General features: G+C 67.2%; 16 protein-coding genes and 1 pseudogene. 8 read left to right on the forward strand and 9 right to left on the reverse strand.

Features of this window, described 5'->3' with window-relative positions:
- Together AC067Z_RS33115 and AC067Z_RS33120 are read right to left on the reverse strand one after the other, a co-directional pair.
- Window positions 1-121, reverse strand: a pseudogene (locus tag AC067Z_RS33115) (ABC transporter); the annotation flags it as partial.
- A gap of 13 nt (window positions 122-134) precedes the next feature.
- Window positions 135-803 carry a DUF4097 family beta strand repeat-containing protein gene (locus tag AC067Z_RS33120; RefSeq protein ID WP_478793358.1) on the reverse strand — a complete coding sequence of 223 codons (669 nt, stop codon included), beginning with the start codon at window positions 801-803 and terminating at the stop codon, window positions 135-137.
- A gap of 222 nt (window positions 804-1,025) precedes the next feature.
- Here AC067Z_RS33120 and AC067Z_RS33125 point away from each other — a divergent pair, with 222 nt between their 5' ends.
- A complete protein-coding gene (locus AC067Z_RS33125; protein WP_478793359.1) occupies window positions 1,026-1,784 on the forward strand; it encodes a GbsR/MarR family transcriptional regulator in 759 nt (252 codons plus the stop codon).
- 383 nt (window positions 1,785-2,167) lie between these two features.
- Window positions 2,168-2,731, forward strand: coding sequence for a dihydrofolate reductase family protein (locus AC067Z_RS33130; protein ID WP_478793360.1), 564 nt, complete (start codon window positions 2,168-2,170; stop codon window positions 2,729-2,731).
- 64 nt (window positions 2,732-2,795) lie between these two features.
- Here the strand turns inward: AC067Z_RS33130 and dnaB are convergent, their stop codons facing one another.
- The gene (dnaB, locus tag AC067Z_RS33135) at window positions 2,796-4,253 is read right to left on the reverse strand and encodes a replicative DNA helicase (RefSeq protein ID WP_478793418.1); all 1,458 of its coding nucleotides are present in this window, start codon (window positions 4,251-4,253) and stop codon (window positions 2,796-2,798) included.
- Window positions 4,254-4,697: 444 nt separating this feature from the next.
- Here dnaB and AC067Z_RS33140 point away from each other — a divergent pair, with 444 nt between their 5' ends.
- Window positions 4,698-6,035 carry an MATE family efflux transporter gene (locus tag AC067Z_RS33140; protein WP_478793361.1) on the forward strand — a complete coding sequence of 446 codons (1,338 nt, stop codon included), beginning with the start codon at window positions 4,698-4,700 and terminating at the stop codon, window positions 6,033-6,035.
- Between the two features lie 93 nt (window positions 6,036-6,128).
- Here AC067Z_RS33140 and rplI read toward each other — a convergent pair whose 3' ends face one another.
- The 4 genes from rplI to rpsF form a co-directional block, all read right to left on the reverse strand.
- Window positions 6,129-6,575 (reverse strand): 50S ribosomal protein L9, encoded by a 447-nt coding sequence (gene rplI, locus AC067Z_RS33145; protein WP_005315027.1) that lies wholly within the window; start codon window positions 6,573-6,575, stop codon window positions 6,129-6,131.
- Window positions 6,576-6,593: 18 nt separating this feature from the next.
- Complete coding sequence (gene rpsR, locus AC067Z_RS33150) at window positions 6,594-6,830, reverse strand: 30S ribosomal protein S18 (protein ID WP_003956534.1); 237 nt, start codon at window positions 6,828-6,830, stop codon at window positions 6,594-6,596.
- A gap of 43 nt (window positions 6,831-6,873) precedes the next feature.
- Complete coding sequence (locus AC067Z_RS33155; protein ID WP_478793362.1) at window positions 6,874-7,467, reverse strand: single-stranded DNA-binding protein; 594 nt, start codon at window positions 7,465-7,467, stop codon at window positions 6,874-6,876.
- 74 nt (window positions 7,468-7,541) lie between these two features.
- Window positions 7,542-7,832, reverse strand: coding sequence for a 30S ribosomal protein S6 (rpsF, locus tag AC067Z_RS33160; RefSeq protein WP_004950685.1), 291 nt, complete (start codon window positions 7,830-7,832; stop codon window positions 7,542-7,544).
- Window positions 7,833-8,102: 270 nt separating this feature from the next.
- Between rpsF and AC067Z_RS33165 the strand changes: the two genes are divergently transcribed.
- The 3 genes from AC067Z_RS33165 to AC067Z_RS33175 all read left to right on the forward strand — a co-directional run bounded on the left by AC067Z_RS33165 (window position 8,103) and on the right by AC067Z_RS33175 (window position 10,801).
- Complete coding sequence (locus tag AC067Z_RS33165) at window positions 8,103-8,417, forward strand: hypothetical protein (protein ID WP_478793363.1); 315 nt, start codon at window positions 8,103-8,105, stop codon at window positions 8,415-8,417.
- Between the two features lie 139 nt (window positions 8,418-8,556).
- The gene (locus AC067Z_RS33170) at window positions 8,557-9,675 is read left to right on the forward strand and encodes a lipid II:glycine glycyltransferase FemX (RefSeq protein ID WP_478793364.1); all 1,119 of its coding nucleotides are present in this window, start codon (window positions 8,557-8,559) and stop codon (window positions 9,673-9,675) included.
- 94 nt (window positions 9,676-9,769) lie between these two features.
- A complete protein-coding gene (locus AC067Z_RS33175; protein WP_478793365.1) occupies window positions 9,770-10,801 on the forward strand; it encodes an alanine racemase in 1,032 nt (343 codons plus the stop codon).
- 46 nt (window positions 10,802-10,847) lie between these two features.
- Here AC067Z_RS33175 and AC067Z_RS33180 read toward each other — a convergent pair whose 3' ends face one another.
- A complete protein-coding gene (locus AC067Z_RS33180; protein ID WP_478793366.1) occupies window positions 10,848-12,416 on the reverse strand; it encodes a glycosyltransferase family 87 protein in 1,569 nt (522 codons plus the stop codon).
- A gap of 125 nt (window positions 12,417-12,541) precedes the next feature.
- Window positions 12,542-15,250 carry a transglycosylase domain-containing protein gene (locus AC067Z_RS33185; protein WP_478793367.1) on the reverse strand — a complete coding sequence of 903 codons (2,709 nt, stop codon included), beginning with the start codon at window positions 15,248-15,250 and terminating at the stop codon, window positions 12,542-12,544.
- 372 nt (window positions 15,251-15,622) lie between these two features.
- Here AC067Z_RS33185 and AC067Z_RS33190 point away from each other — a divergent pair, with 372 nt between their 5' ends.
- Together AC067Z_RS33190 and AC067Z_RS33195 are read left to right on the forward strand one after the other, a co-directional pair.
- A complete protein-coding gene (locus tag AC067Z_RS33190; protein ID WP_478793368.1) occupies window positions 15,623-16,336 on the forward strand; it encodes a PadR family transcriptional regulator in 714 nt (237 codons plus the stop codon).
- 61 nt (window positions 16,337-16,397) lie between these two features.
- A complete protein-coding gene (locus tag AC067Z_RS33195) occupies window positions 16,398-17,480 on the forward strand; it encodes an inositol-3-phosphate synthase (protein WP_478793369.1) in 1,083 nt (360 codons plus the stop codon).
- Window positions 17,481-17,497: the final 17 nt, after the last annotated feature.

The raw sequence follows: 17,497 nt of genomic DNA on the forward strand, positions 1-17,497 counted from the left end.
CGTTCGGGCCGAGCAGCGCGAACACGGACCCGGCCGGCACCACCAGGTCGACGCCGTCGAGCACGACCTTGTCACCGTAGGACTTGCGCAGCCCGTTCGCCGCGATGGCCAAGTTGGTCATGATGGGTGCTCCTTTAGAGGCTGCGGGCGGCGATGTCGCCGTAGGCGGTGGTCGCGTGGATGTTCAGGCCGGCGGCGCCGTCGGTGTTCTTGAGCGCGTTGTGGATCCGGCCGTAGGTGGTGCCGGCGTCCAGGGAGGCGGAGACTCCGCGGGCGGCGCCGACCGAGATCTCGCCGGACTCGGTTCGCAGTTCGACCGTGCCGCGCACGGCCTCGGCGATGTGGATGTCGCCCTTCTGGGTGCTGATCTCCGCGGGGCCGCCCAGGCGGCCGACCGAGACGTCGCCGGCGAGGAGGGTGAGGCGGGCGCTCGCGGCCTCGTCGAGCTTGACCGAGCCCTGCGCGCCCTCGAAGGCGACGTCACCGAGCCGTCCGACGCCCCGGAACTCGGCGCCGGCCGCCTTCGCCTCGATGCGGGACCCGGCGGGCAGCTGGATGGTCACCTCGACGGATCCGGAGCTGCCGAGGATCCGGTTCTTCGCCGGTGAGGCCTCGATCCGCAGGACACCGTCGCCGTATTCGACCGTGGTCTGCTCCGCCGCCTTCACATCGCGGCCGTTCGAAGCGTCCGCGGGCAGTACCTCGACCGTGGTGTCGGCCCGGTCGGCGGCGATGAACCGGATGCGTCCCGCAGGGATGTCGAGGACGGCAGACACCGGGGCGGGGGTGTCGAACTTCTGCATCGTGCGCTCCTTCGATCCGTTGTTTCCGATGACGGAAACGCTACGTTGCGTTCATGGATCCAGCAATAGCGTCGTTGCGCAGGATTGACATCAGAGCAGGTAGATGCCGAGATTTCGTTGCAATGGTTTTGACTCTAATGCAACAACCCTCGCTCCATTCGTTGCAATAGATTAAGAGTGAACGCTATACTGGAGACACCACGGACCACGAAGGAGACCTCGATGCCGGGAGGCAGGCTCACCCAGCAGGAACGCCAGCAGATCGCGCTGGGGCTGGCCGACGGGCTCGCCTACGCGGAGATCGCCAGGCGTCTCGACCGTCCGACCTCGACGATCACGCGTGAGGTGATGCGGAACGGCGGCCCCACCGCCTACCGCGCCGACCTGGCCCACCGCGCCACCGAACGCCGCGCCCACCGGCGCAGGCAGGCCACGCCCCGGGGGCCGGAGGCACTCCCACAGGCCCACGGACGCGACGCCGAGGCCGTGCGCGAGTACGAGGAGATGTTCAGCACCGTCCTCATGCAATCGGGCCTGTCCAACAAGATGATGTCCCGAGTGCTGGTCTGCCTCTACACCACCGACGCGGGCAGCCTCACCGCGTCCGAACTCGTCCAGCGCCTCCAGGTCAGCCCGGCGTCCATCTCCAAAGCGATCACGTTCCTCGAGAGCCAGGGCCTCGTCCGCCGGGAACGCGACGAACGCCGCCGCGAGCACTACATCGTCGACGACGACGTCTGGTACCAGTCGATGATGGCCAGCGCCCGGTCCACCGCCCAGCTCGTCGAGACCGCACGGCAGGGCGTCGGCATCCTCGGCCCCGAAACCCCGGCCGCCGTCCGCCTCGAGAACATCGCCCGCTTCCTCGACTTCGTCACCGAGAGCATCACCCGCGCCGCGGAGCAGGCCCGCGAGATCCTCTACACCAAAGCCGAAACGACCTCAGGCGGCACTGCCGAGCCACGTTCAGATCGCGGATAGACAACCGACTTGATGCTCACGGCCAGTGGTGTACGCGCCGGAACCTTCGACCTGAGCCGACCCATCGCCCGCCCCCAGGCGGCCTCGTTCATGGGCCCATCTCGACCAAGCGCAGCAGGTGCACCGGCCCGGCAGGGCGTCGTCCCGCTCGGAAGTCTCGCCGCCGATGGCATGTCGATCTTCTGTGACCTGCTGGTTGTCTGTTGTCTCACCGCGATGTCACCCAAGATCAGTCTCAGATCGATGCCTTTCCTCGGCGGAACGATGAGTCTGCGGCTGAGCCACCGAGCACGAGGACTACCTGTGGGCTCAGATCGCGCAGATGATTTTCCCGCGCCGCGCCGGTCTGTACGCGTGAGACCGATTCACGGAAGGCTGGCGCCATGCGGAAACTGATCTACGGCATGAACCTGAGCCTGGACGGCTACATCGCCGCGCCCGGCGACGACATCGGCTGGAGTGTGCCGAGCGACGAGCTGTTCCAGTTCTGGTCTAACCAGTTGCAGGCGACCGACCTGTCGCTGTACGGGCGCAGGCTGTGGCAGACGATGAGCTCCCACTGGCCGACCGGCGACCAGCAGCCCAACGCCACCCCGGCGGAGATCGAGTTCGCGCGCCGCTGGCGGAACATGTCGAAGGTGGTGTTCTCCTCGACGATCGACAAGGTCGACTGGAACACCCGCCTGGTCACCGGCGACGCGGTCGCCGAGATCACCCGGCTCAAAGCCGAGGACGGTGGCCCGATGGCCATCGGCGGCGCGACGCTCGCCGGGGCGGCCATGCGGGCCGGGCTGATCGACGAGTACATGCTGGCCACCGCGCCGGTCCTGGTGGGCGGCGGCACGCCGTTCTTCACCGCGCTGGACAACTGGGTGAACCTGAGCCTGGTGGAGACGCGGACGTTTCCCGGCGGCGTGATCCTGACCAGGTACGAGACGAGGCGCTGAGCTGCTGGTCTCACTTCAGCTGCATAAATGTCGTCCATATGCAGCTGGAGTTGAGATTACCGGCTCAGGTCTGTGCCATGTCCACGAAGCGCGAGTAGTGGCCCTGGAAGGCAACAGTGATCGTCGCTGTCGGACCATTACGGTGCTTGGCCACGATCAGGTCCGCCTCTCCCGCACGTGGGGACTCCTTCTCATAGGCATCCTCGCGGTGCAGCAGGATGACCATGTCCGCGTCCTGCTCGATCGAGCCCGACTCACGCAGGTCCGAGACCATCGGCTTCTTGTCGGTGCGCTGCTCCGGACCACGGTTCAGCTGGGAGAGCGCGATGACCGGCACCTCCAGTTCCTTGGCCAGCAACTTGAGGTTTCGCGACATGTCCGAGACCTCCTGCTGTCGGCTCTCGGCCCGCTTGGAGCCGCCCGACTGCATCAGCTGGAGGTAGTCGATGACCACGAGTTTCAGGTCGTTGCGCTGCTTGAGCCGACGGCACTTCGCGCGGATCTCCATCATCGAGAGGTTCGGCGAATCGTCGATGTAGAGCGGCGCCTGCGATACATCGGGCATCCGGCGTGCCAGCCGGGTCCAGTCCTCATCGGTCATCGTGCCGGAGCGCATATGGTGCAACGCCACGCGTGCCTCGGCCGACAGCAGGCGCATCGCGATCTCGTTGCGCCCCATTTCGAGGGAGAAGATCACGCTGGGAAGGTTGTTCTTGATCGAGGCGGCGCGCGCGAAGTCCAGGGCAAGAGTCGACTTACCCATCGCGGGACGTGCCGCGATCACGATCATCTGGCCGGGGTGCAGGCCGTTCGTCAGCGAATCGAAGTCGGTGAAGCCGGTCGGCACACCGGTCATCTCACCACTGCGGGAGCCGATCGCCTCGATCTCGTCGAGCGCTCCCTCCATGATGTCGCCGAGCGGCAGATAGTCCTCACTGGTCCGCTGCTCGGTGACGGCGTAGATCTCGGCCTGGGCGGAGTTGACGATCTCGTCGACATCGCCGTCGGCGGCGTATCCCATCTGCGTGATCTTGGTGCCGGCCTCCACAAGCCGCCGGAGCACGGCGCGCTCGTGCACGATCTCCGCGTAGTACGAAGCGTTGGCCGCGGTCGGCACGGACTGGACCAGCGTGTGCAGATAGGGAGCTCCGCCGACCCGCGTGATCTCACCGCGTTTGACCAGTTCGGCGGCGACCGTGATGGGGTCCGCCGGCTCACCCTTGGCGTAGAGGTCCAGGATGGCCTGGTACACCGTCTCGTGGGCGGGCCGGTAGAAGTCGTGGCCCTTGATGATCTCGACGACGTCGGCGATGGCGTCCTTGGAGAGCAGCATTCCGCCGAGCACGGACTGTTCGGCGTCCAGGTCCTGCGGGGGGACCCTCTCGAAGCCGGGCCCGCTGTCCCAGGCACTCTCCCGGCCCCGGTCGTGCTGGTCCTCGCGGCCCCCACGGCCCTCGCTACCGCGTCGACGGGAGGCGGGCAGACGGTCTCCGGGGGTGTCGGCCGCCCACGGGTCGTCCAGGGGCTCGGAAATGCTCACCCGCGGCCACCTCCTCCCGTCCGCTCCGCGGACCTTTGCCGTGGCACTCTTTCTACGGCACGACACTGACAAAATGAGTCGCCTGACTCCGCTTCCGGCGCGTCGGGCGACGGTCCACGGTAGGCCCGGCGGCACCGTCAGCCAATCTGGTTATCCACAGGCGTTGTGGACGAACGACCAGATGCTGTGGAGAACCCTTCGGAACCTGTGCACGGACCGGGGGACAGCACTGTGGACAAACTCATAGCCCACCCCGGCTACCCCTTCTGACCTGCACTCTTTCCGTCCACCGGCTGTGGGGGAGAAAAACTTTTCCCCCCGGACCAAGATCAGAACAAACGGCACACGAGGTAGCCCTCGACCCGCCAGCAAGTAATGGTCACAAGGCCATTGCATCTCTTACCTGTGGAAGATTACATTGCTGCCATGACACAGGCCCCCGCCGCCCAGAAGGCACGCCGCCGCAGGCACGACCGAGAGATCGTCGCGCTGGCCGTTCCGGCCTTCGGCGCGCTCGTCGCCGAGCCGCTTTTCGTGATGGTCGACAGCGCCATCGTCGGCCATCTGGGCACCCCGCAACTGGCGGGTCTCGGTGTCGCGGCGGCCCTCCTGATGACGGCCGTGAGCGTGTTCGTCTTCCTCGCCTACGCCACGACGGCCGCGGTTGCACGCCGCGTCGGCGCGGGTGATCTGCAGGCGGCCATCCGACAGGGCATGGACGGCATCTGGCTGGCACTCCTGCTGGGGATCGCGGTCATCACCGTCACGCTGCCCTCAGCCCCATGGCTCGTCGATGTCTTCGGAGCCTCGGACACCGCGGCGCCGCACGCCATCACTTATCTACGGATCTCCAGCCTCGGCATCCCGGCCATGCTGATCGTGCTCGCGGCCACCGGTGTACTGCGCGGCCTCCAGGACACGCGGACTCCGCTGTACGTCGCCATCGGCGGCTTCACCGCCAACGCCGCCCTCAACGTCGGCCTGGTCTACGGCGCCGGCCTCGGCATCGCCGGTTCTGCCTGGGGCACGGTGATCGCCCAGTGCGGCATGGCGGCCGCCTATCTCGTCGTCGTCGTACGCGGAGCCCGCAGGCACGGTTCGTCGCTGCGCCCGGACGCGGCCGGAATCCGCGCCAGCGCACAGGCCGGCGCACCGCTGCTCGTCCGCACACTGTCGCTGCGCGCCGTGCTGATGATTGCCACCGCAGTGGCGGCCCGTCTGGGCGACACCGATATCGCGGCGCATCAGATCGTCCTGTCCCTGTGGAGCCTGCTGGCCTTCGCACTCGATGCCATCGCGATCGCCGGGCAGGCGATCATCGGCCGCTATCTGGGAGCGGGTGATGCCGAGGGCGCGCGGCAGGCATGCAAGCGCATGGTCCAGTGGGGCATCGCGGCGGGGTTGGTGCTGGGAACTCTGGTCGTTCTCGCACGGCCGCTGTTCATCCCTCTGTTCACCACCGATCAGGCGGTTCAGGACACCCTGCTCCCCGCGCTCCTCGTCGTCGCCGTGAGCCAGCCGATCGCCGGCGTCGTCTTCGTGCTGGACGGAGTCCTGATGGGCGCCGGTGACGGGCCCTATCTGGCGGGGGCGATGGTCGTCACGCTCGCGGTCTTCGCGCCGGTCGCCCTGATGGTGCCGGCACTCGGCGGAGGTCTGACCGCCCTGTGGTGGGCGATGACGGTGATGATGACCGTGCGGCTGCTGACCCTGTGGTGGCGGGCAAGGTCAGGGCGCTGGATAGTGACGGGCGCGACGCGCTGACCGAGCGTTTCACGTGAAACACCGCACCAGACATCGCAGAAGGGCCGCACCCAATGGGTGCGGCCCTTCCTGCTACTCAGTCGAGTGTGCTGCTCAGGCGGCAACGACCTCGACGCCGAGCTGCGCAGCGACCTCGGGGTGCAGACGCACAGACACCTGGTGCGAGCCCAGGGTCTTGATCGGCGAACCGAGCTCGACACGACGCTTGTCGACCTCCGGGCCACCGGCAGCCTTGATCGCCGAGGCGATGTCGGCCGGGGTGACGGAGCCGAACAGGCGGCCGGCGTCGCCGGAGCGAACAGCCAGACGCACCTTCACGGCCTCGAGCTGCCCCTTGATGGAGTTGGCCTGCTCGATGGTCGCGATCTCGTGGATCTTGCGGGCGCGGCGGATCTGCGCCACGTCCTTCTCGCCACCCTTGGTCCAGCGGATCGCGAAACCACGCGGGACCAGGTAGTTGCGAGCGTAGCCGTCCTTGACGTCAACGACGTCACCTGCGGCACCGAGGCCGGAGACCTCGTGGGTGAGGATGATCTTCATGTTTCGGTCACCCTTCCCTTATCGCGCGGTGGACGTGTAGGGCAGCAGCGCCATCTCACGGCTGTTCTTGACTGCCGTGGCGACGTCACGCTGGTGCTGCGTGCAGTTGCCGGTCACGCGGCGGGCACGGATCTTGCCACGGTCGGAAATGAACTTCCGCAGCATGTTCGTGTCCTTGTAGTCCACGTACACGGTCTTGTCCTTGCAAAAAGCGCAGACCTTCTTCTTAGGCTTGCGCACAGGCGGCTTCGCCATGGTGTTTCTCCTGTGTGATCAAGAAGTGGGCTACGAGCTGCCCTTAGAAGGGCGGCTCGTCCGAGTAGCCGCCGCCAGAACCACCGGAGCCGCCGGAGCTTCCGCCCCAGCTGCCTCCGCTCTGCTGGCCGCCGCCGGCCGGCGCACTGGTGGCCCAGGGGTCGTCGGCGGGTGCACCGCCGCCGCCCTGCTGCTGACCACCACCGGGGCCGCCGCCCCAGTTGCCGCCGCCCTGCTGGCCGCCACCGCCGTATCCACCCTGGCCGCCGCGGCCGGTGGTCTTGGTGACCTTGGCCGTGGCGTTCTTGAGGCTGGGGCCGACTTCCTCGACATCCAGCTCGTAGACCGTGCGCTTGACGCCCTCGCGGTCCTCGTAGGACCGCTGCTTCAGACGCCCCTGCACGACGACTCGCATGCCGCGCTGGAGCGACTCGGCGACGTTCTCCGCCGCCTGCCGCCAGACCGAGCAGGTGAGGAACAGGCTCTCGCCGTCCTTCCACTCATTGGTCTGCCGGTCGAAGGTGCGGGGAGTGGACGCGACGCGGAACTTCGCGACCGCCGCACCGGACGGGGTGAAGCGCAGCTCGGGGTCGTCGACGAGATTGCCGACGACCGTGATGACGGTCTCGCCTGCCATGGGTGAACCTCTCGGCGGGGATTGCTTCTGGCTGCTTGCTGCTACTCGAACCCGATGACCTCTGAGCTAGATGCTCAGTGGGTCTCGGGACGGAGGACCTTGGTCCGGAGGACCGACTCGTTCAGGTTCATCTGGCGGTCGAGCTCCTTGACGACCGCAGGCTCGGCCTGCAGGTCGATGACCGAGTAGATGCCCTCGGGCTTCTTCTTGATCTCGTAAGCGAGACGACGACGGCCCCAGGTGTCGACCTTCTCCACCTTTCCGTTGCCCTCACGGACGACGGAGAGGAAGTTCTCGATCAGCGGGGAGACAGCGCGCTCCTCGAGATCGGGGTCGAGGATGACCATCACCTCGTAGTGACGCATGTGGAACCCACCTCCTTTGGACTCAGCGGCCACGGTCGTTCCGTGGCAGGAGGGTCGTGATGCGTAAGCAACGGTATCCGCCGCCACTGACAATCCCCCTCGATCGAGAGAGACCGCGTCATGGCCTGGGCAGACACCGGTGCAGACCGTACAGAGTACCTGCACACCGGCTTCCGGTTGAAATCCGGCGGCCGATGGCCCCACTCTGTACACATCGGGTGCGCGCGGCGCTACCATGCGCCGCCTTCCGGCACAGCCAGGAGGTGCCACATGGCACAGGCAATGCGACGTCAGTCCCCCGCTTCTCTCCTCGCCACGGACGGCAAGCCTCATCCCCTTCAGGACACCCTGATGGCGGTGACGCTGGTGCTCGGCGCCATTGCTTTCGTCTCGGCGATGTTCCACAGCCTCCATCTGCTGAGCTCGTGGACCGGGCTCATCGGCATCGTCACGGGCGGCTACGGACAGTTCATCTCTGCGACCACCCGCGAACGCTTCGCGCTGATCATCGGCCTGGGAGCATCAGCCGTCGGCTTCTTCCTCGGCATGGCACACGGCGGGCTGTTCGGCGGGGTCCTCGGTTAGAACGGCGAAGCGGTAGCGGGCCCGGTGCGGCCCGCTCTTGCGTACGCCCATTCGGGGCGCTCCCACAGCGCAGTAGGCTTCGGCGCGAGAGCCGGAGCCCCTGTACCCATGGGGACACACCTGCCGAGGAGCGCCCCGCATGAGCCTGACCCTGAGGACCATCAGCCGTGAGCAGCATCTGGCATATATCCAGAGCCTGCCGTCGGCGAGTCACTGCCAGGTCCCGGCGTGGGCGGATGTGAAGACGGAATGGCGCTCGGAGAGCCTGGGCTGGTTCGACAAGAGCGGCGAACTGGTCGGTGCCGGCCTGGTGTTGTACCGCCAGCTGCCCAAGATCAAGCGCTATCTCGCCTACCTTCCCGAGGGCCCGGTCATCAACTGGTACGCCCCGAACCTGGACGACTGGCTGCAGCCGATGCTGGCGCACCTGAAGCACCAGGGTGCGTTCTCCGTGAAGATGGGCCCGCCCGTGGTGATCCGGCGATGGGACGCCCCGGCGATCAAGGCAGGCATCCAGGACCCGGACGTGAAGCGGCTGCGCGATGTCGAGGCGACCCACATCGAGCCCCGCGCCTTCGAAGTCGCCGACCGCTTGCGCAAGATGGGCTGGCAGCAGGGCGAGGACGGCGGCGCCGGCTTCGGTGACGTACAGCCGCGCTACGTCTATCAGGTGCCTCTCGCGAACCGCTCCCTGGACGACGTCCTCAAGGGCTTCAACCAGCTGTGGCGCCGCAACATCAAGAAGGCCGAGAAGGCCGGTGTCGAGGTCGTCCAGGGCCGCTACGAGGATCTCGCCGAGTGGCAGCGCCTGTACGAGATCACCGCCGAGCGGGACCGCTTCCGGCCGCGGCCGCTGTCGTACTTCCAGCGCATGTGGACCGTCCTCAACAACGAGGACCCCAACCGCATGCGGCTGTACTTCGCACGCCACAACGGCGTGAACCTGTCGGCGGCGACGATGCTCGTCGTCGGCGGGCACGTCTGGTACTCCTACGGCGCCTCGGACAACATCGGGCGCGAGGTCCGGCCCTCGAACGCGATGCAGTGGCGGATGCTGCGCGATGCGTACGCCATGGGCGCGACGGTCTACGACCTGCGTGGCATCAGCGACTCGCTCGACGAGACGGATCACCTCTTCGGCCTGATCCAGTTCAAGGTCGGCACTGGCGGTGAGGCCGTGGAGTATGTCGGCGAGTGGGACTTCCCGCTCAACAAGCTGCTCCACAAGGCACTCGACATCTACATGTCGCGCCGCTGAGGGCAGCACCGACCGCTCCGAAAACGTGGGCGACTCCGTAGTCTCGTTCATACCTCTGATACACCGCAGCCACCAGAAAGGTTCCGGGCCGGCCATGGCGCTCTCCCTCTACGTAGACACCGCGCGCTGGCGGGCGCACCAGAAGTCCGTTATCGACCATTTCCCCGGCCTCGTTCCGGTCTGCAAGGGCAACGGCTACGGTTTCGGCCACGAGCGCCTCGCGGACGAGGCGGCGCGGTTCGGCTCCGACATCCTGGCCGTGGGCACGACCTACGAGGCGGCGCGGATCAAGGACTGGTTCGGCGGCGACCTGCTCGTCCTCACCCCCTTCCGCCGCGGCGAGGAGCCCGTTCCGCTGCCGGACCGGGTGGTCCGTTCGGTCTCGTCGGTGGACGGCGTGCACGCCCTGGTGGGTGCCCGGGTGGTCATCGAGTGCATGAGCTCGATGAAGCGCCACGGGGTCACCGAGCAGGAGCTCGGTCAGCTGCACGCGGCGATCGAGGACGTGCGACTGGAGGGCTTCGCCCTGCATCTGCCGCTGGACCGCACCGACGGCTCCGACGCCGTCGAGGAGGTCATCGGCTGGATGGACCGGCTGCGTGCGGCACGGCTGCCGCTGCACACGATGTTCGTCAGCCACCTCCGCGCGGACGAACAGGCGCGGCTGCAGCAGCAGTTCCCGCAGACCCGGTTCCGTGCGCGGATCGGCACGCGGCTCTGGCTCGGCGACCACGAGGCGACGGAGTACCGCGGCGCGGTGCTGGACGTGACCCGCGTGGCCAAGGGGGACCGGTTCGGCTACCGGCAGCAGAAGGCGGCCTCCGACGGCTGGCTGGTCGTCGTCGCGGGCGGCACGTCGCACGGCGTGGGGCTCGAGGCGCCCAAGGCGCTGCACGGCGTGATGCCGCGCGCCAAGGGCGTGGCCCGTGCGGGTCTGGCGACGGTGAACCGCAATCTCTCGCCGTTCGTCTGGGCGGGCAAGCAGCGATGGTTCGCGGAGCCGCCGCACATGCAGGTGTCGATCCTGTTCGTGCCCGCGGACGCCCAGGAGCCGAGGGTCGGCGACGAGCTCGTGGCGCACCTTCGGCACACCACGACGCAGTTCGACCGTCTCGTGGACCGCTGACGCCACTCGGCCACCCGCTCGGTTGCCGATGACGGGGCGGCTGCTCTCAGGACGACCGCTGAGGCTGGTTCCCTCCGGCCGCCCCCTGCTGCGTACCCCATTCGACGAGCGGCGCCTCCACAGCCTTCGCGCCATGGCGCGAAGGCGTGGCCGCGCGGCCCAGGACGAAGACGTCCTGCGCACCGTCGAGCACCCCGCCCGAGGGGTCGTCGGAGCCGTCCACGCGCACGTCGTCGCGCTCCGGCATCAGGATGTCCCGCATGATCACTGCGCAGAGGTAGAGCGTGCCGAGCAGGTGCAGGGCGATCGCGACCTGGTAGCCCTCGGGCGGCAGTCCCTGGTGCTTCTCGCTGGTCGTGTGCGCGAGGTACAGCCAGATACCCAGGAAGTACATGACCTCGCATGCCTGCCACACCAGGAAGTCCCGCCAGCGGGGCCGTGCCAGCGCGGCGAGAGGAATCAGCCACAACACGTACTGCGGTGAGTAGACCTTGTTGGTCAGGATGAACGCGGCGACGACCAGGAACGCGAGCTGTGCGAAGCGTGGGCGGCGCGGCGCGGTGAGGGTGAGTGCCGCGATGCCCGCACAGGCCAGCAGGGTCAGCAGCAGTGCGAGCGTGTTGACCGTTTCGGCCTCGATCTGCTCGCCGGTCCGCTGGGTGATGATCAGCCAGAAGGACCCGAAGTCGACCGGCCGTTCCTGGCTGAAGGTGTAGAACTTCTTCCAGCCTTCCGGCGCGAGCAGCATGACCGGGACATTCACCACCAGCCAGGCCGCCACGGCGCCGAAGAGCGCCGTGAGGAACGCGCGCCACTTGCCCGCCCGCCAGCACAGCAACAGCAGCGGACCGAGCAGCAGGAACGGGTAGAACTTGGCGGCCGTCGCCAGCCCGATGAGGATGCCGGCGGCGAGTACGCGGCTTCGCGACCACATCAGCATCGCCGAGGCGGTGAGGGCCACTGCCAGCAGATCCCAGTTGATCGTGGCTGTCAGTGCGAAGGCGGGTGCGAGCGCCACAAGCAGCCCGTCCCACGGCCGGTGGCGGTGTGTCCGGGCCACACACACAGCGATGATCGTCGCGCAGATCATCAGCATGCCGGCGTTGACCAGCCAGTAGAACTGCTCCTGCTGCACCATGTCGTCATCGGCCACGCCCAGCCACACCGCCGCGTCGGTCACCCACGCGGCAACCTGCATGAACAGGCCGGTCAGGACCGGGTACTCGAGGTACTCCATGTCGCCGGGCAACCGGTCGAAGTACGGAATCCGGCCGTCCGCGAACCCCCGGCCGAGAAACAGGTGCGGGATGTCGGAGTAGCAGGCGTGGGTGTACTGCGAGCTGACGCCCCGGAACCAGGCCCAGTTGTAGCAGGGCAGCTTCTGCACCATGCCGAGCGCGAACATGCCGATGGCCACGAGGGCCACCACACGCACGGGCGTGAGCCGGCTGTTGCCCCCGGGCAGCGCCCAGCGCCCGGCCGGACCGCCGATCAGCTCACTGCCGGCCGCGGCGACCGGGTCGCGCCGCGTGGGGCGCACGTCGGCACTCTCCCGCCGGGCGGACAGCGCACCGCGCCGGTCCTGGTACATGCTCGTCTCTTGTGCGCTGGGCATGGTGCACATCCTGCCGTAAGGGGTGGGGGATACGGCGAGGGCCGCCGTCCCGACAGGCACGGCAGCTGGTGCCATGCGTGTCGGGTACGGCGGCCCTGCAGCCTCACAGAGGCGTTCAGCCGCTGCTATGTGCCGTCGGAGCCTCCGATGAAGCCGCCGCCGTTTCCTCCACCGTTACCGCCCCCGTTGTTGCCTCCACCGCCGTCCGTGCCTGGTGAGGTCGAGGGGCTGGTGGTGACCCCGCCGTTGGTCGCCCCCTGGTCGGTGCCTGCGTCAGTGCCGCCGGTGGGCTCGCAGCTCCAGTCCTGCCACGGGTCACAGGACGCGGAGGGGTCCGGGCTCGTCGAGGGGCTTCCGGATGGCGTCTGGGACGGCGTCTGCGAGGGGGTCTCCGAGGGCGAGTTGCTCGGCGTCGGGGAGGGGCTCACCGCGCCACCGCCCCAGATGGCTTCGCCGTCGATGGGCTCCGGCGGGTCGAACGCGACGATCTTCTCGTTCTTCAGCGCGCTCGACATGTAGTCCTGCCAGATCCGGGACGGGAACGACGATCCGTGGATCTTGGGCTGGTCGCCCGTGCCGTACATGTCCTCGAACTTGCGCGTCTTGCTCTTCTCGTCGTCGTCGAGCCGGTACATGTCGATGGCGGTCGACAACTGCGGCGTGTAGCCGACGAACCAGGCCTGCTTGTTGCCGTCCGTCGTTCCGGTCTTGCCGGCGACCTGGCGCCCGGGAAGCCGGGCCTTGCGACCCGTGCCCTCCGGGTCTTCGACGACGTCCCGGAGCACGTCCGTCACATTGGTGGCGACGGCCTTGGTGAAGGGCCGCTCGACCTCGTCCTCGTGCTCGTAGATCGTCGAACCCTTGTATTCCACGCGGGTCACCGAGTACGGGTCGCGCTGCTCGCCGTTGGCCGCGAAGGTGCCGTACGCCCCTGCCATCCGGATGGCGCTGGGGGCGGAGATGCCGAGAGAGAAGGAGGGCACGTTCGACGTCACAAGGCTGTCCTCGAGCAGGCCGGCGTCGATGGCCGACTGGCGGACCTGCGGGATGCCGATGTCCATGCCGAGCTGCACATAGGGCGAGTTGGCGGAGTGGATCATGGCTTCGCGCAGGCTGATGTTGCCGTAGCTCTGGTCGTCGTCATTGGTCTGGAGCCACTCCTTTCCCTTCTCGTTGTGCCAGATGGAACCGTCATAGTTCTTGATCTTGAGCTCGTTCTTGCCGCTGTAGCGGCTCTTGTCCGGGTCGACGATCCTGCGTTCGCTGGAGCCCTGCTCCTCCTGGAGCTCGGGGTCACGCACACCGTCCCGCATCGCGGCGGCCAGTACGAAGGGCTTGAACGTCGATCCGACCTGGGCACCGGTCGAGTCGGCGTTGTTGGTGAAGTGCGTCGTCGCGTTCGTTCCGCCGTACGTGGCGACGATCTTCCCGGTCTCGGGCTCGACGGATGCGCCACCGAACTGGACGTGGGTGTCCGTATCCGGCCGCTTCTTGGGGTCGATGTACTCGTCCTGGATCTTCTTGACGGACTTCTCGAGCTCGTCGACCTTCTTCTTGTCGAAGGTCGTGTGGATCTCGTAGCCGCCCTGCGCCAGCCTCTTGGCCGTCATGCCCTCGTGATTGTTGATGAAGTTGGCCTTGGCCAGGTCCACGAGGTAGCCGATCTGGCCACCGAGTTGCGCGTTCTTCTTCGGCTTCTTGGGCTCCGGGAACTCGCGGAACTCCTCGCGGCTCTCCAGGTGCTTGTCCTTGACCATCTCGTCGAGGATCCAGTTCCAGCGCTTTTCGGCACGGGCCCTGTTGGCCTCCGGCGTCGCTGCGGCGTCGATGGACTCGGCACCGGCCGGGTCGTAGTACGTCGCGCCCTTCAGCAGCGCAGCGAGGAACGCGCACTCGCTGGCGTTCAGCCTGTCCGCGTCCTTGTGGTAGTACGTGCGGGCCGCGGCCTGGATGCCGTACGCACCTCGGCCGTAGTACGCCGTGTTGAGGTAGCCCGCCATGATGTCGGGCTTGTCCATCTGGCTGTCGATCTTTATGGAGATGAACAGCTCTTTGAACTTGCGGCCGAAGGTCTGGTCCTGATCGTCCAGTCGCGCGTTCTTCACATACTGCTGCGTGATCGTGGAGCCACCCTGGGTCTCCTGCCCCCTGGCCATGTTGAACAGGGCACGCGAGATACCCATCGGGTCGATGCCCGAGTCCTTCTCGAATGTCTTGTTCTCGGCCGAGATCACCGCATGCTGCATGTCCAGCGGGATCTTGTCGATGCCCACGATCTGCCGGTTGACCTCACCCCCGGTCGCCACCATCTGCGATCCGTCGGCCCAGTAGTACACATTGTTCTGTGCCTCGGCCGCCTCGGCTTCCTTGGGGATGACGACCATGGCGTACGCGATGGTCGCAGCTCCCATCAGTGTTGCCACGAACGCGATGCACAGACCCGAAACGAGCTTCCAGGACGGCACCCAGCGCCGCCATCCGTACTTGTTGTGGCGCGGGTAGTCGATGAGCCGCTTCTTCCCGGGCCCGCGGCCGGAGGCGCCATAGCCTCCGCCACCCCCACCGCCGGTGCCGCGTCGGCCACCGCCGCGGCCTCCGTGGCCGGCACCCGCCGACTCGTCCATGCGTCGGCGGCCTCCCCGCTGGGCGGCGCGCCGCGCCTCGGCACGGCCGCCATAGGGGCGTTCCTCGCCGTAGGAGGCGGAAGGGGAGGCTGACGTGGCGCCCCGGCCGGGCGCTGCACGGCGGCCCGAAGGCTGCTGGGCGGCGCGCCGGGCCGCGGCGCGCCCGCCACCCTGCGGCTGCTGCGGCGGTTTGCGACGGTGCTCGCTCATCGAACGACTACTCCTCGGGCAGGCGAGACGCCTGGAAGCGGCAGTTGATTTCCGGTCCCCCCGAAATGGATACGGACGAGCTCGGTGAAGGGCTCATCCGCTGTGCATCCACGGCGATGACGCACAAGGGCGTCACATGGTTCCCGGTGGTCTGCATGCCGCACAGACTACGCACGGTCAAAACCCACCTAGACCTGAAGTTCACCCCAAATCAGGCAACTCATTGCCTATGAATTGACGATGTGACGCCGTTCACTATGGCCCCCCTTGTCGCAGCGGGAACGTACCCCTATCGTGCTGATGTATCGAGTCGATACATCAGCACGACACATCGGCACGGCATACGGACCCGGGACAGCGAGGGAGGAAGCAGTGAGCAGACGCTCAGGCATCCTTGAGTTCGCCGTGCTCGGCCTGCTCCGTGAAGCCCCGATGCACGGATACGAGCTGCGCAAGCGGCTCAACACCTCGCTGGGAATCTTCCGGGCCTTCAGCTACGGAACCCTCTATCCCTGTCTCAAGACGCTGGTCGCGAACGGCTGGTTGATCGAGGAGCCGGGAAACGCACCCGAGGACGCCCTCGCCGCCTCGCTTGCCGGCCGGCGCGCAAAGATCGTCTACCGGTTGACGGCGGAAGGTAAGGAGCACTTCGAGGAGCTGCTCTCGCACACCGGCCCCGACACCTGGGAGGACGAGCACTTCGCCGCCCGTTTCGCCTTCTTCGGCCAGACGGAACGAGAGGTGCGGATGCGGGTGCTGGAGGGCCGACGCAGCCGGCTGGAAGAGCGCCTGGAGAAGATGCGCGCCTCTCTCGCCCGCACCCGCGAGCGCCTCGACGACTACACGCTCGAGCTGCAGCGCCACGGCATGGAGTCCGTGGAGCGCGAGGTGCGCTGGCTGAACGAGCTCATCGAGAGCGAGCGGGCAGGGCGGGATCAGCGGCCCTCCCCCGAGAACACCGCTCAGCAGGACAACACATCTGGAGCGACGGGCGGCCTGCCCCGGCACGAGGGGACAGGACCTTCCGGAGGAACACCTCCCGAAGGCTCCACTCCGCCGGATCCGTCCGACGACACCGCCAAGTGAGGCCCTGCGCTCCGCAGGGTTTCATCCGGAATACCGAGATCACACACAGGGAGCAACCGGAATGGGTTCCGTTCGCGTAGCCATCGTCGGCGTGGGTAACTGCGCCGCCTCGCTGGTGCAGGGCGTCGAGTACTACAAGGACGCCGACCCGGCCGGCAAGGTGCCGGGTCTCATGCACGTCCAGTTCGGCGACTACCACGTTCGCGATGTCGAGTTCGTGGCCGCCTTCGACGTGGATGCCAAGAAGGTCGGCCTCGACCTCTCGGACGCCATCGGCGCCAGCGAGAACAACACCATCAAGATCTGCGACGTGCCGTCCACGGGCATCACCGTGCAGCGCGGCCACACCCTGGACGGTCTGGGCAAGTACTACCGCCAGACCATCGAGGAGTCCGCCGAGGCCCCGGTCGACATCGTCCAGACCCTCAAGGACAAGCAGGTCGACGTTCTGGTCTGCTACCTGCCCGTCGGTTCCGAGGACGCTGCGAAGTACTACGCGCAGTGCGCCATCGACGCCAAGGTCGCGTTCGTCAACGCCCTCCCGGTCTTCATCGCCGGCACCAAGGAGTGGGCCGACAAGTTCACCGAGGCCGGTGTCCCGATCGTCGGCGACGACATCAAGTCGCAGGTCGGCGCCACCATCACGCACCGCGTGATGGCTAAGCTCTTCGAGGACCGGGGCGTGATCCTGGACCGCACGATGCAGCTGAACGTCGGCGGCAACATGGACTTCAAGAACATGCTCGAGCGCGAGCGCCTGGAGTCCAAGAAGATCTCGAAGACGCAGGCCGTCACCTCGCAGATCCCCGACCGCGAGCTTGGCGAGAAGAACGTCCACATCGGCCCGTCGGACTACGTGGCCTGGCTGGACGACCGCAAGTGGGCGTACGTGCGCCTCGAGGGCCGCGCCTTCGGCGATGTCCCGCTGAACCTCGAGTACAAGCTCGAGGTCTGGGACTCCCCGAACTCCGCGGGTGTCATCATCGACGCCGTGCGCGCCGCGAAGATCGCCATGGACCGCGGCATCGGCGGCCCGATCCTCTCCGCGTCCTCGTACTTCATGAAGTCCCCGCCGGTGCAGTACTTCGACGACGAGGCTCGCGAGAACGTCGAGAAGTTCATCAAGGGCGAGGTCGAGCGCTAAGCGTTCTCCCCGTCCGT

This window comes from Streptomyces sp. NPDC043812 (assembly GCF_056436245.1).

What these genes read in the sequence shown, in the direction of transcription:
- AC067Z_RS33170 (WP_478793364.1), top strand. Translation starts at nt 8,557, where the DNA reads ATGAGCCTGACCCTGAGGACCATCAGCCGTGAGCAGCATCTGGCATAT.
- rpsF (WP_004950685.1), bottom strand. Translation starts at nt 7,832, where the DNA reads ATGCGTCACTACGAGGTGATGGTCATCCTCGACCCCGATCTCGAGGAG.
- AC067Z_RS33130 (WP_478793360.1), top strand. Translation starts at nt 2,168, where the DNA reads ATGCGGAAACTGATCTACGGCATGAACCTGAGCCTGGACGGCTACATC.
- AC067Z_RS33195 (WP_478793369.1), top strand. Translation starts at nt 16,398, where the DNA reads ATGGGTTCCGTTCGCGTAGCCATCGTCGGCGTGGGTAACTGCGCCGCC.
- AC067Z_RS33120 (WP_478793358.1), bottom strand. Translation starts at nt 803, where the DNA reads ATGCAGAAGTTCGACACCCCCGCCCCGGTGTCTGCCGTCCTCGACATC.
- rplI (WP_005315027.1), bottom strand. Translation starts at nt 6,575, where the DNA reads ATGAAGATCATCCTCACCCACGAGGTCTCCGGCCTCGGTGCCGCAGGT.
- AC067Z_RS33165 (WP_478793363.1), top strand. Translation starts at nt 8,103, where the DNA reads ATGGCACAGGCAATGCGACGTCAGTCCCCCGCTTCTCTCCTCGCCACG.
- AC067Z_RS33175 (WP_478793365.1), top strand. Translation starts at nt 9,770, where the DNA reads ATGGCGCTCTCCCTCTACGTAGACACCGCGCGCTGGCGGGCGCACCAG.
- AC067Z_RS33140 (WP_478793361.1), top strand. Translation starts at nt 4,698, where the DNA reads ATGACACAGGCCCCCGCCGCCCAGAAGGCACGCCGCCGCAGGCACGAC.
- AC067Z_RS33155 (WP_478793362.1), bottom strand. Translation starts at nt 7,467, where the DNA reads ATGGCAGGCGAGACCGTCATCACGGTCGTCGGCAATCTCGTCGACGAC.
- AC067Z_RS33185 (WP_478793367.1), bottom strand. Translation starts at nt 15,250, where the DNA reads ATGAGCGAGCACCGTCGCAAACCGCCGCAGCAGCCGCAGGGTGGCGGG.
- AC067Z_RS33125 (WP_478793359.1), top strand. Translation starts at nt 1,026, where the DNA reads ATGCCGGGAGGCAGGCTCACCCAGCAGGAACGCCAGCAGATCGCGCTG.
- AC067Z_RS33180 (WP_478793366.1), bottom strand. Translation starts at nt 12,416, where the DNA reads ATGCCCAGCGCACAAGAGACGAGCATGTACCAGGACCGGCGCGGTGCG.
- rpsR (WP_003956534.1), bottom strand. Translation starts at nt 6,830, where the DNA reads ATGGCGAAGCCGCCTGTGCGCAAGCCTAAGAAGAAGGTCTGCGCTTTT.